An 11,708-nucleotide genomic window follows, 5' to 3' on the forward strand; every position below is an offset into this window, starting at 1 on the left:
AATACCGCGGGGTGCGGCCCTTCTTGATTCTGTCACTCTGTAACAGGAGCTTTGCCCGGCCGGCTTTGGCGCGATCGAAACCGCGCCGGGACGAATGGCCCGAGCGTGAGCGGGCTTATAGAAAGAAGGGTTTTGGAAGTCAATCCGGCCCGACATCCGGCCTCGACATTCCGGCGCCTCGGGCCAACGGCTGGCGTGATGGCCGAGGTCTGGGCGGTCTTATCGCGTATTGGGACGAAGGATGAAATTGGCAAAAAAGCCGCAATGGCCTAATCTTGGCCGATCAAGTGATCGTGAAGAAAAGCAGCATGAGTGAAATCCCCTCCGCGGACGAAAGCACCGATCGGGCGACCGCAGCCGCCCGCAGGGTGCCGTTGTCGCGTGGATTGTCGACAAAGCTCCTGCTGCTCACCATCGTCTTCGTGCTCCTGGCCGAGGTCCTCATCTTTCTGCCCTGGATCGCCAGCTACCGGCTGAGCTGGCTGAAAGAGAGGCTGAGCACCGCCGCGGCCGTCTCGATCGTGCTGGTGCAGGGAGAGCCCGCCTCGCTGTCGCGCGCCGCCCAGAACGACGTGCTGATGGCGATCGGCGCCAAGGCGATCGCCGTGCGCGACGGCGGTGTCTCGCGGCTTCTGGTGGTGGCTGAGATGCCGCCGCACGTCGATGAACATATCGACATTGCCAATGTCGGCCTGATCGAGGGCATGACCGGCGCCCTGGACACGCTGTCGTTCGGCGGCGAGCGGATGCTGCGGGTTTTCGGGCCGGTCGGCGACAGCGACAAGGAATTCGAGCTGATCATGCCCGACTACAGCCTGCGCAATGCCATGCTCATCTATTCGCGCAACGTCGCCTTCGTCTCGCTGCTGATCTCGCTGTTCACCGCCATGCTGGTCTATGCCGCCATAGACCTGATCATGATCGGCCCGATCCGGACGATGACGCGCTCGATGCTGGCCTTCTCCGAGGCTCCCGACGACCCCGGGCGGATCATCCGCCCTGCTGCCCGCGCCGACGAAATCGGCGTTGCGGAGCGCGAGCTCTCGCAGATGCAGGAGCGGCTGCAAAAGATGCTCTCCGAGCAGAAGCATCTCGCCGACCTTGGCCTTGCCGTGTCGAAGATCAACCATGACATGCGCAATATCCTGGCGTCGGCGCAGCTGATGTCGGACCGTCTGCGCCAGGTCAAGGACCCGACCGTTCAGGCCTTCGCGCCAAAACTGCTGCGCGCGCTCGATCGTGCCGTGTCCTATTCGGAAGGTGTGCTCGCCTATGGCCGCACCCAGGAGCCGCCGCCCTCGCGCCGCAGGCTCAGGCTGCGCCAGCTGGTGGACGACGTCCACGGCCTGCTCGACACCGAAGGCGGCATAGAATTCGTCAATGCCGTCGATCTGGCTTTCGAGGTCGATGCCGATTCCGATCAGCTTTTTCGCGTGCTCACCAATCTTTGCCGCAACGCCGTCCAGGCGATGGCGGCAGACGCGGAAAGCGCGGTGGTGCGCCGGCTGGAGGTGTCGGCCGAGCGCGTCGGCAGCGTCAGCCGCATCACCGTCACCGACACCGGCCCCGGCCTGCCGCCGAAGGCGCGCGAGAACCTGTTCGCGGCGTTCCGCGGCTCGGCCCGCAGCGGTGGCACCGGCCTCGGCCTGGCCATCGCCTATGAACTGATCCGCGCCCATGGCGGCACGGTGGAGCTCGTCGAAAGCAGAGGCGGCCGCACCACATTCGCGGTCAGCATTCCCGACCAGCCGGTCCGGCTCGACCAGGCCCGCAACGGCCTGCGACGTCCCGCCTGATCCTCGCCGGCCCGATCCTCGCCCGGTCTGATCCTCTCTCCCTCTGATCCTCTCCCCTCTGATCCACTCCCCTCTGATCCTCACAAAGGCACGAACAACAAAACTTTTGCCGGATCGGCTTGCTTTTCGGAAATGCAGTCGCTAGGGAACACCTCACATCGCGGCCGGTCGTCAAGGATCGGAACGCGGGGCCATGCAAGCATGGCCTGTTGCGCGCCCGTAGCTCAGCTGGATAGAGCACCAGACTACGAATCTGGGGGTCAGGAGTTCGAATCTCTTCGGGCGCGCCAATCCCAGTTTATCATGCGATGATCGTTCCGGTCTTGGTCACGGATTGGTCATTTCACGCTGCTTGAGGCGGGCGTGGTAGATTGGCCGGTAGATGGTATCGAACGCCGATAGCCTTGCACTTTGTTTGTGCTACATTTGTTCGCCCTCCAGAACCTATCCAAATCCCGTGAGCCTTATGAGCGATTCAAAGCGAAGCTATTTCAATGACAGCCCGATCGAAGCGGCCGACGACGACCGGTACGGCGTAACCGGCTTCGCCGAATCCATCGCTAAAAGCATCACGCGTATGCACAAGCCGGTAGGAGCGACCATTGCGCTCAACGGACCGTGGGGATCGGGCAAGAGTAGTGTCGTCTGTCCGGTGTCAAGTGAGCCCGGCCAAGCGTAGTCCTTTTAGATACAAGCGGCGATGCTCCGAACGCACCATCGGATAGCACCTCTCAATCCAATCTGCAGAGAGAAGCGGCTGCAGGCGAATAGCTCGCTCCAGCGCATTGCCCGCAGTCACGTGATCGCCGGCGATGCCAGCGGCCGCGGCGAGGGTGCGCCACGCCGTGCCGAAATGCGGACGCAGCTTCACCGCGCGTGTTTCGAGTTCGACCGACTTGAGGAAGTCGCCGGAAACGAAGTGACACATGCCTCTGATCGACAAATTGGCCGCCTGCGTGAAGTCGCGTGGGCTTAGTCGCTCGGCAATGGCCAGGTGGTGGAATCCATCCTTCGGAAAGCCGCCATAGCCATAGGTGGAGCCCAGTATCATATGAGCGATGGCCAAGCTTGGATTTATGCTTATGGCTTCACTCAACGCACCGACTGCTTCGTCGAAGCGCCGCGAGACCATGTAGCAGAATCCAGCCGCGAAATGTGTCCAGGGGTCTTCGGGGTCGTGCTGGATCGCCTGTTCGGCAAGCTCGTGGGCGGCAGCAAGCTCGATCCCGGAATCTGCAATGCCGAGCAGCCCTCGCGCAGCGCGCATACAGGCGAGCAGACAATTTGCGCGCGGATAGTTCGGGTCGAGCGCCGTCGCCTGGCGAAGCAGCGCCTCGGCAGCGTCGATGTCCGCCGCTGGCCACCAGGTCCAGACATGCGGCATAGCCCTCATGACAAATCCCCAGGCGTCCAGGTTTCCCGGCGGACTGGCGCGAAAGCGTTGATGTTCGGCTGCGAAGAGCTTGGGCTCGATCGCTCCGATGACGCTGTCGCAAATCCGATCCTGAACAGTCAGAAAGTCTGACCGCTCGACATCGTAGTGTTCGGACCAGACCTGATGCCCGCTCAGCGTGTCGCTCACCTCGGCGCCAATGCGCAGACGCTCGCCCGAGCGGCGAACGCTTCCATTGAGGACATATCTCACGCCGAGTTCGCGCCCGATTTGCTTCACGTCGATTGTCTTGCCTCGATAGCCAAACGACGAGTTGCGCGCCGACACGAAGAGCCACCGCAATCGCCCAAGACGCATAATCAGATCTTCCGCCAACCCGTCCGCGAAAAATTGCTGCTCGGCGTCTTCGCTGAGATTGGCAAATGGCAACACGCATATCGACGGGCCCGGTTCCCGGTTGGGCGCAATGTCGGTCGGACCAACTGTCTCGACAGGCCCCACAAAGCGATAGCCGAGGCGAGGAACCGTGGCTATCCAGTCGACACCGCCCGCAGTTGTCCCAAGTAGCCGCCTCAGGGAGGCCATCTGGACGGAGAGGTTGCTTTCTTCGACGGCCATGCCCGGCCAAGCAGCATCCATCAGTTCGGCTTTGCCGACCACTTCGCCGGCGCGTTCCAACAGCTTGGTGAGAAGAAGCAGGACGCGGTATCCAATCGGAACTGGTGCTCCATTCCGAAGAAAGGTTCCGGTGCTCGCATTGAGCACAAACTCTCCAAATTTGAATTGCGGCGTAACCATGTGTTGCTGGGCGGCTTCGGAGTTTTTCGGAACTTTTCAGGCCCTCTTCGAGACTTGCGCAGGGCTTCGGATTGATCATTGCCATATCTGAAAGCGCAAGGATCCGCCATGTGCACGACCATCCATGACTTACCGAACGGCGCCACTTACAGGGCTAAGACCTGCGATCTCGGGGGTGCACTTCGCGCGACCGATGAACAGGCAATGTTCAATGCGCAGCTCGCTACCTACCGGAAGATTGTGGGAGCAAACCTGATGTTTCATCGTGAGGTGTACAGCCTTCTACAAAACCTCTTGCGCAAGGAGATGCCGCGGCCGTTCAGCTTCCTCGACATTGCCTGTGGCGATGCGAGCGCATCGGAAGCCGCGCTTCGGGATTGCTCGATCGAGCATTATCATGGGATCGACCTATCGGCAGCGTCACTGGACATCGCGAAAGAAGAGCTGAAGTCCTTGCCTTGTCCTGTCGAACTGCACTGCCGTGACTTCAGCGAGGCCATGGCATGCTGGACCGATCCGGTCGATATCGTATGGATAGGCATGTCGCTGCACCATTTGAAGTTGGACGGCAAGATATCGATGATGCGGCGCATACACCGCGTGATGAAGCCGGACGGACTGTTCCTTCTGTGGGAGCCCACATTGCTGGATCAGGAGGACCGGCTTGGCTGGCTAAGACGATTCTCCACCTTTCGAGCGGATTGGGCGGCGATCTCCGACGAGGAATTCGCCAGCATGCAACGCCATATGGAAATGGCAGACTTTCCTGAGAGCGCCGAAACTTGGGAGGCGATCGGCCGCGACGCGGGCTTTGCCCGTGCCGAACAAGTGTTCACAATGCCGAACCGTATCGGGCGGGTCTTTCAGTACAGGAACTAGGGGTCGATGACCGGCCTGCTATGTCATCGATAGACGCCGGCATAACCGGTGGAATTGAGGCAGCGGCCTTCGGGCCGCGCCACGACTGGCCATGACCTTTGACCGTAGAGCCCAAGATTTCGGCGCTAGTCCGGTCGAACAATGGCGCAGCGTGCAAATTATAGAGCTCCTACAATGACATAGCGGTGCCCAGTTTTAACCTGAACGGTGCGCCAATTCTTCCGCTTAGGACCTGAACTCGTCCGCAATGTCATAATGTTCGACACTTGCTGACTCGATAAACAGGCGCGCCTCTTCGGGTAGTTTACGCGGGTTGCGCCAATCTTCGCCGAAGGCGGTTTGGATGGCGGTTAGATTTTCCCAAATCTGAACCATACAGCGGCTCCGATCATCGCTGCCGGGCAATGGCCTTCCGGCATAAAAAGCCACCAAACCCGGCTGAGTGCGCAGCCACGGATGACCCTTTGTAAACCCGAATTCCCTGAACTCCGCCTCTTTGCCAGGAACCACGGTGCAGCGGTAAACGCGCATAATCATAACGCCACCCCCGGTCTAATCGAACTGAAAGCGTTGGCTCGGAGCAAGTTGCTCCGTCTTGATCTCAGGCGCAATCAAAAATAGCCGTCTTTGACTTCGCCCAAACGACCTCCCCTTGGCGTTGCCATCGCCAGCGATTTCGTCGAACTGTAGTCGCGAAACCAAATTACATAAATCCTACAATGACATAGCGGTGCCAAGTTTCATCCTCTCCGGTGCGCCAATTGGGATGCACATTCCAAAATCGTGTCGCGCGACGTCCGCTCTTACCCAGAGCAGATATCCCGCATTGACTGGAACGCTCGCCCAGAGCCACTTGATAAGCGTCTTGAGCAGCTCACCAAGTGGGATCCCGGCCTTCGAGATCATCGTCCGGCACGATCCGCGGTTGGCGACGAAGGGTGGTGTAGGGGTCCATATAGGCTAGTTTGAGCGCATCGTTCCACAAACTGAATATTTCCCTTAGCGATGCGCCAAATTTGAGCCTAGGAAAGCTTGGCCGTGGCAGTCTGAGGCCGCGGATGGTGGTCGGGGCTTTGGTGGAGATGTCGGTCATGGTGTCCTCCTGTGACGGTGAGAGTGACACCGCTTCCCACTCAGGTCCTTGGCCCGGACCTGAAGAGTCCTGAACAGCCCTGAAGTTCGCCTTCAGGGTCATCTTGGATTATCTTGCCGGCGAGGGATGGGTTCTTGGCCAATGGACCTGGAGTTTGGAAACTATCGTTTGAAACGAGCCGAACGGCTGCTGCTGGGGCCGAAAGGGCCGGTGGAGCTTTCGGCTCGTTCCTTCGACATCCTCGCCATGTTGCTCGAGAGGCCGGATGACGTGATCGGCAAGACCGAACTTTTCGATGCGGTCTGGCCCGGCCTGGTGGTGGAGGAGAACACGCTGCAGGTCCACATTTCGGCGCTCCGAAAGCTGCTGTCTGCCGAGATGATCGTGACCGTGCATGGTCGCGGCTATAAATATGCTGGTCCCAAGCCCTTCGCGGCTACGGCCGAGGCTACGGCGCCGTCCAGACCGTCCATCGTCATACTTCCCTTCGACAACATGAGCGGCGACCCGGAGCAAGACTATTTTAGCGACGGGACTACCGAAGACATCATCGCTGAGCTTGGCAAGTTCAAGGAGTTTCTGGTCATTGCGCGGAACTCCTCCTTCCAGTTCCGCGGCAAGGCGAATGACCTAGCCGAGGTGGCAAAGAGGCTTGGCGTCCAGTACGTCGTCGAAGGCAGCGTGCGGAAGATCGGCAACCGGGTGCGGATCGCCGTGCAGCTAATCGATGCGTCCTCAATGGCTCATATCTGGGGCGAACACTACGACCGGGAACTCGACGACATTTTCGCGATCCAGGACGAAATCACCCAGATGATTGCGGCGCGTCTGGCCCGGCAGGCCAGAACCGCGATTGCGTCGCGTGCCAGGGCCAGGCCGACCGACAACATGTCGGCCTATGACTTTTACCTGCGGGCGCTGCAACTGGCAGCCACCTATGACTATGACACGGTGCGCGAAGCTGAACCCTTTCTGCGCCAGGCGGTAAAGCTCGATCCGCGGTTTGCTGCTGCCCACGCCTTGCTCAGCTTTGTAGAGACCCTCAAATTCTTCTGGGTCTACTACAATCCCGACCTTTTGCACTCCGGACTGAAGATCGCAAGAACTGCACTGCAGCTTGACCCCGACGAGGCGTACGGCCATCTCGCCACCGGCTTTGCTCTCTTGTACCTGCGCCAATTCAGGCAGGCTGAAATCAGTCTTGACCGTGCGGTTGCGCTCAATCCGAACGATCCGTTCATTCTTAGTATCCGTGCGCTTTTCCTCAATTACACGGACAGGCCAGATGAGGCGCTTGTTGAAATAACCGAAGCCCAGCGCCGCGACCCATACGCTGTGGGATGGTATGAAGACTTTCGCGGCATCATACTGACCACGGCTGGACGATATCGCGAGGCAACGGCCTGCTACGCGAAAATGGCGACCGTACCGCGGTGGTCGCTCGTTCGTCTTGCCGTCTGCCATTCCGAACTCGGCGAAATCAAGCAAGCGCAAGACGTCCTAGCAAAAGTCAAGGCACATTATCCCGGACTACGCCTTGACGAGATCGTTGATGCGGAAGTGGACTTCTATGTGGATCCAGCCGTGTGCAGCCGCTATCGCGCGATCCTGCAGCGCGTTGACAGGCAAGAATAGGCTTTTCGCGGGCCACCATGAGCTATAGGCACCCATCGACCGTGGGAGCATAAACGCAGCGACATCCGCTCTTGGCTCAAAGCGGCGGTGATTCAGAAATCAATAGGCGCAGCAATGACATAGCGGTGCCCAGTTTCATCTCGTCCGGCGCGCCATAATTTCAAGGACGTAGCAGGGCACCGCAGACTAGAGAGAGAATTTAGTCCGCGATTTAGTCTGCGGAAGCGCATTGCACCGAAGGTGGGGTGTCGCGCCCGAATGCGGAGCAGCAGCCTCTGATGAAAGTGCAACGATGGAGCCCGCCGCCATCACCAGCAGAAAAAACGACCCGTTGCCACCGAGAACCGACGCTCTGATTTCGGCTGTGGCGGTGAAGCCGACCAATCCGTCGAGGGCATTTCTTCTTCACAGCGGATTGCGTTGGCCTGAAGCTGCGCCGGATAGGCGTCGGCTGGCTGCACCACCGTCACGTCGATGTTCGACCGCTTCGATATCGACTACTGCGCCGACATCTCTTAGCCCTTAGCCTACGAAAGACGAGCCGGCCCACTTGTGCCGCGAGGCTAGGGGTCCGATCGCCGAAAATGGTAAACCCGATTCTTACGGCAGCACGAACGAGGCGAATCGCACCGTCAGCACCATCGGATTTTCTCCGAATGCGCAAAAAGATGGAACGTTTAAGTCTACAAAATAAGTAGAATTAGGGGAAGGATGAATACGCAGGAAATTTTCGGTGACCAAGAAGGGAGCACCCCGTGCGTACATTTTCCAGACGACTTCTACTCATCTCCTCAACGACGGTCGCCGGGGCGCTGGCCTTCGGCTCCGCCCTCGCAGAGGATCTCAAGCTCACCATCGGCTATCAGACGGTCGTCGAACCTTCCAAGGTATCGCAGGCCGACGGCCTCTATGAAAAGGCGCTCGGCGCAACCATCGATTGGCGCAAATTCGATTCTGGCGCCGATGTCGTCGCGGCGATCGCGTCGGGCGCTATCGACATCGGCTATGTCGGCTCGAGCCCGCTTGCCGCCGCCGCCAGCCGCGAGTTGCCGATCGAGACGATCTTCGTCGTCGGTCTGATCGGCGAATCCGAGGCGCTTGTCGCCCGCAACGGGTCGGGCATTACCAAGATCGCGGACCTCGCCGGCAAGAAGGTCGCCGTGCCGTTCGTATCCACCACGCACTATTCGCTCCTTGCGGCGCTGAAGCACGAAGGCGTCGATCCGAAGACCGTCGAGATCCTCAACCTCAGGCCGCCGGAGATCGCCGCCGCCTGGGAACGTGGCGATATCGACGCCGCCTATGTCTGGGATCCGGCGCTCGGCCAGATCCGCACCTCGGGCGAGATCATCGTCGATTCCGCCAAGGTTGCGGAATGGGGCGCGCCGACCTTCGACGCCTGGATCGTGCGCACCGATTTCGCTGAGCAGAATCCGGCCACCGTGACCGGCTTCGTCAAGGTAACCGGCGACGCCTATGCCGACTTCCTCAAGGCGCCGGACGCCTGGTCGACCTCGTCCGAGCAGGCGGCCAAGATCGCGAAGCTGACCGGCGCGAAGGTCGAAGACGTTCCGCTGCTGCTCAAGGGCTACGTGTTCCCGTCGCTCGCCGACCAGGCGTCCGACAAATTCCTCGGCGGCGCGACGGTCCAGGCCGTGACCGCGACGTCGGAGTTCCTCAGGGAGCAGGGCAAGATCGACGCCGTGCTGCCGGACTACGGCAAGTATGTTTCCGCGAAATACGTGTCCGAGGCAGCCGCCTCCAACTGACGCGCATCCTCCCAAGCGCGCTAGCGCCCGTCCCGTCGTTCATTCCTCTGGCGACGGGGCGGGCAAACCTTTGAGGGCCGACCATGCCGACGCTTTCGCTGAACCAAGTCACCATACGCTATGACGGCGAGCCGCGGCCGGCAATCGGCAGCACCAGCCTGACGCTCGACACGGGCGATTTCGTCGTGCTTACCGGCCGGTCCGGCTGTGGCAAGACCTCGCTACTTAACGTCGCCGCAGGATTCATCACCCCGTCGTCCGGCACGGCCGGCATAGACGGCCGGTCGATCACGACGCCGGGCGCCGACCGTGCCGTGGTCTTCCAGAACGATGCGCTGTTCCCCTGGCTGTCGGCCCGCGACAATGTCTCCTTCGCGCTGAGGATGCGCGGTGTGCCGAAGGCCGAGCGCGACCGGCGCGCGGACGAACTGCTTGAGCGCGTTCGGCTCCCGAAAGCCGGTGGCAAGGCGGTATGGGAACTTTCCGGCGGCATGCGTCAGCGCGTGGGACTTGCCCGCGCGCTCGCCGCCGATCCGGACTTCCTCTTGATGGACGAGCCGCTCGGCGCCCTCGACGCGCTGACGCGCGAGCGCATGCAGACGCTGCTCCTCGACATATGGGCCGGCGCAAACGTCGGCGTGCTTATGGTGACGCACGGCATCGAGGAGGCGCTGCTGCTCGGTACGCGCGTGGCCGTCATGGCGCCGGATCCGGGCCGCATCGTGCGGGTCATCGAGACCGGCTTCGGCCGGCGCTATGTCGCTGGCGAGCCGGTCCGGTCGATCAAGGCGGACAAAGACTTTATCGCCGGCCGGGCGGAACTCGCCGACGCCATCTTCGACGGAGAGCCGGCATGAGCGCGCTGTTTCGCCCCATGGCGCGGCCAGATCTCGAACGCCTCGCCCCATTCGACACCGAGCTTTCCGACCACGACCGGCCGGACGCGCTGTCGGTACCATGGTCCAGGCCCGCTCCCGAGCCTACCCGCAGCAAACGCTGGTCGGCCCGCTGGATCAGCGTCGCGACCATCATTGTCGTGCTCGCAGCTTGGGCACTGACCGCGGCGCTCGGCATCGTCTCACCGGTCTTCCTTCCCTCGCCAGCAGCCGTCGCCGCGAAGTTCGTGTCGGTCGCCACCGAGGGTTTCGTCGATTCGACGCTGCTCGAACATCTCGGCGTCAGCCTCGCCCGCGTCTTCGCTGCGCTGATAGCCTCCCTCATCGTAGGCGTACCGGTCGGCATCGCGATCGGCATGAGCACGGTCGGCCGCGGCATCTTCGATCCGCTGCTCGAATTCCTGCGTCCCATTCCGCCGCTAGCTTATCTGCCGCTCATCATCATCTGGTTCGGCATCGGTGAGCCGTCGAAGGTTCTGGTGATCGCGATCGCCATGCTTGCGCCAATCGCACTCTCGACTGCGGCCGGCGTCAAGGGCGTGAACCGCGAGCGTATCAACGCCGCCCGCTCGCTCGGCGCGACCAGGCGGCAAGTGCTCGCCCATGTCGTGCTGCCGAGCGCGCTGCCTTCGATCCTCACCGGCCTGCGCATCGCGCTCGGCGCCGGCTGGACGACGCTGGTCGCCGCCGAACTCATCGCCGCCACGCAAGGCCTCGGCTTCATGATCCAGTCGGCCGCCCAGTTCCTCGTCACCGACGTGGTGATCATGGGCATTTTCGTCATCGCCGGCGTCGCTTTCCTGCTCGAATTCGTCATCCGCAGAATCGAAGCCGTTCTGGTCCCTTGGGCCGGCAGGGACTGACCCCCAAACGGAGTCACTACGAGAACGGGAATCTAATCGGTCCGCCTGCCGCGCAAACCCATTCCAAAAGCTGCTCGATAAAAGCAATCGACAACGTCTACTAATTTACTAGACTAATAGAGTCGGAGGAAACCCAGACAGGAAACTCAAGATGCATGACATCGCGCTGACGCTGCCTGCGGACCATGTCTCGATCCGTCCGCGCGTGGGTGCAATGCCGCCTCTCGGCGCGTTGCGTTCGGCTTGCATCTATCTCGCGTTCGCGTTCTCCCCGGCGTTCACCTTCGCCGTCGTCGGCGTCATCTGATTTGTATCTGGCAAGCCCGGGGGGCGTAGTCGAACGGCTCCATGATGGAGCCTGAGGTGATGGAGGAGATTGCATGTCGGTCGAGTTCACCCACGTCCCGACCATAAGCCGCAGGCATCTGCCGCAATATCTTTCGTCGAATGGCCAAGAGGCTCGCAGCCAGCGCCTGATGCTCGAAGGTGCAGTCCCGCAGGCATCCTGACCAACATGGACGTCGACGCCGAGACCGCCCGGCATCGCCCTCACCCACTGGTCAGGAAAGATCGGGACAGGACTGTC

General features: G+C 61.1%; 12 protein-coding genes and 1 tRNA gene. 10 read left to right on the forward strand and 3 right to left on the reverse strand.

Annotated elements, in window-relative coordinates; genetic code table 11:
* The first annotated feature begins 308 nt into the window (after positions 1–308).
* The 3 genes from BQ8794_RS06520 to BQ8794_RS37305 all read left to right on the forward strand — a co-directional run bounded on the left by BQ8794_RS06520 (position 309) and on the right by BQ8794_RS37305 (position 2,475).
* Entirely contained in the window at positions 309–1,796 is a 1,488-nt protein-coding gene (locus tag BQ8794_RS06520) for an ATP-binding protein (RefSeq protein WP_077375158.1), read from the forward strand.
* A gap of 213 nt (positions 1,797–2,009) precedes the next feature.
* Positions 2,010–2,086: transfer RNA gene (locus BQ8794_RS06525), tRNA-Arg, on the forward strand.
* A gap of 176 nt (positions 2,087–2,262) precedes the next feature.
* Complete coding sequence (locus BQ8794_RS37305) at positions 2,263–2,475, forward strand: P-loop NTPase fold protein (RefSeq protein WP_077374531.1); 213 nt, start codon at positions 2,263–2,265, stop codon at positions 2,473–2,475.
* Here the strand turns inward: BQ8794_RS37305 and BQ8794_RS06535 are convergent.
* Positions 2,452–3,987, reverse strand: coding sequence for a winged helix-turn-helix domain-containing tetratricopeptide repeat protein (locus BQ8794_RS06535; RefSeq protein WP_077374532.1), 1,536 nt, complete (start codon positions 3,985–3,987; stop codon positions 2,452–2,454). The two genes, BQ8794_RS37305 and BQ8794_RS06535, sit on opposite strands and share 24 nt — an antisense overlap.
* A gap of 108 nt (positions 3,988–4,095) precedes the next feature.
* Between BQ8794_RS06535 and BQ8794_RS06540 the strand changes: the two genes are divergently transcribed.
* Entirely contained in the window at positions 4,096–4,866 is a 771-nt protein-coding gene (locus BQ8794_RS06540) for a class I SAM-dependent methyltransferase (protein ID WP_077374534.1), read from the forward strand.
* Between the two features lie 225 nt (positions 4,867–5,091).
* On the opposite strand, the gene BQ8794_RS06545 is transcribed toward BQ8794_RS06540, so the two are convergent.
* A complete protein-coding gene (locus BQ8794_RS06545) occupies positions 5,092–5,403 on the reverse strand; it encodes an antibiotic biosynthesis monooxygenase (RefSeq protein ID WP_077374536.1) in 312 nt (103 codons plus the stop codon).
* 337 nt (positions 5,404–5,740) lie between these two features.
* Positions 5,741–5,959 carry a hypothetical protein gene (locus tag BQ8794_RS06550; protein WP_077375161.1) on the reverse strand — a complete coding sequence of 73 codons (219 nt, stop codon included), beginning with the start codon at positions 5,957–5,959 and terminating at the stop codon, positions 5,741–5,743.
* Between the two features lie 141 nt (positions 5,960–6,100).
* Here BQ8794_RS06550 and BQ8794_RS06555 point away from each other — a divergent pair, with 141 nt between their 5' ends.
* The 6 genes from BQ8794_RS06555 (at position 6,101) to BQ8794_RS36965 (ending at position 11,631) form a co-directional block, all read left to right on the forward strand.
* Positions 6,101–7,594 carry a winged helix-turn-helix domain-containing tetratricopeptide repeat protein gene (locus tag BQ8794_RS06555; RefSeq protein WP_077374538.1) on the forward strand — a complete coding sequence of 498 codons (1,494 nt, stop codon included), beginning with the start codon at positions 6,101–6,103 and terminating at the stop codon, positions 7,592–7,594.
* A gap of 755 nt (positions 7,595–8,349) precedes the next feature.
* Positions 8,350–9,363, forward strand: coding sequence for a taurine ABC transporter substrate-binding protein (tauA, locus tag BQ8794_RS06560; protein WP_077374540.1), 1,014 nt, complete (start codon positions 8,350–8,352; stop codon positions 9,361–9,363).
* A gap of 83 nt (positions 9,364–9,446) precedes the next feature.
* Entirely contained in the window at positions 9,447–10,220 is a 774-nt protein-coding gene (locus BQ8794_RS06565) for a taurine ABC transporter ATP-binding protein (protein ID WP_077374542.1), read from the forward strand.
* Entirely contained in the window at positions 10,217–11,122 is a 906-nt protein-coding gene (locus tag BQ8794_RS06570; protein WP_077374544.1) for an ABC transporter permease subunit, read from the forward strand. Before BQ8794_RS06565 ends, BQ8794_RS06570 begins: the two co-directional genes overlap by 4 nt.
* Before the next feature lie 151 nt (positions 11,123–11,273).
* Entirely contained in the window at positions 11,274–11,429 is a 156-nt protein-coding gene (locus BQ8794_RS35525) for a hypothetical protein (RefSeq protein WP_167378653.1), read from the forward strand.
* A gap of 73 nt (positions 11,430–11,502) precedes the next feature.
* Positions 11,503–11,631: a hypothetical protein gene (locus BQ8794_RS36965; protein WP_280174559.1), complete on the forward strand. Its 129-nt coding sequence runs from the start codon at positions 11,503–11,505 to the stop codon at positions 11,629–11,631.
* Positions 11,632–11,708 lie beyond the last annotated feature (77 nt).

Origin of the sequence: Mesorhizobium prunaredense (genome assembly GCF_900156895.1) — a bacterium.
In the GTDB taxonomy this organism is placed as follows: Bacteria; Pseudomonadota; Alphaproteobacteria; order Rhizobiales; family Rhizobiaceae; genus Mesorhizobium; species Mesorhizobium prunaredense.

Bases quoted from the DNA above. Each gene is read 5' to 3' on its own strand.
- BQ8794_RS06570 (WP_077374544.1), top strand. From the start codon at position 10,217: ATGAGCGCGCTGTTTCGCCCCATGGCGCGGCCAGATCTCGAACGCCTC.
- BQ8794_RS06550 (WP_077375161.1), bottom strand. From the start codon at position 5,959: ATGACCGACATCTCCACCAAAGCCCCGACCACCATCCGCGGCCTCAGA.
- BQ8794_RS06520 (WP_077375158.1), top strand. From the start codon at position 309: ATGAGTGAAATCCCCTCCGCGGACGAAAGCACCGATCGGGCGACCGCA.
- BQ8794_RS36965 (WP_280174559.1), top strand. From the start codon at position 11,503: ATGTCGGTCGAGTTCACCCACGTCCCGACCATAAGCCGCAGGCATCTG.
- BQ8794_RS06540 (WP_077374534.1), top strand. From the start codon at position 4,096: ATGTGCACGACCATCCATGACTTACCGAACGGCGCCACTTACAGGGCT.
- BQ8794_RS35525 (WP_167378653.1), top strand. From the start codon at position 11,274: ATGCATGACATCGCGCTGACGCTGCCTGCGGACCATGTCTCGATCCGT.
- BQ8794_RS06555 (WP_077374538.1), top strand. From the start codon at position 6,101: ATGGACCTGGAGTTTGGAAACTATCGTTTGAAACGAGCCGAACGGCTG.
- BQ8794_RS06535 (WP_077374532.1), bottom strand. From the start codon at position 3,987: ATGGTTACGCCGCAATTCAAATTTGGAGAGTTTGTGCTCAATGCGAGC.
- BQ8794_RS06565 (WP_077374542.1), top strand. From the start codon at position 9,447: ATGCCGACGCTTTCGCTGAACCAAGTCACCATACGCTATGACGGCGAG.
- BQ8794_RS37305 (WP_077374531.1), top strand. From the start codon at position 2,263: ATGAGCGATTCAAAGCGAAGCTATTTCAATGACAGCCCGATCGAAGCG.
- BQ8794_RS06545 (WP_077374536.1), bottom strand. From the start codon at position 5,403: ATGATTATGCGCGTTTACCGCTGCACCGTGGTTCCTGGCAAAGAGGCG.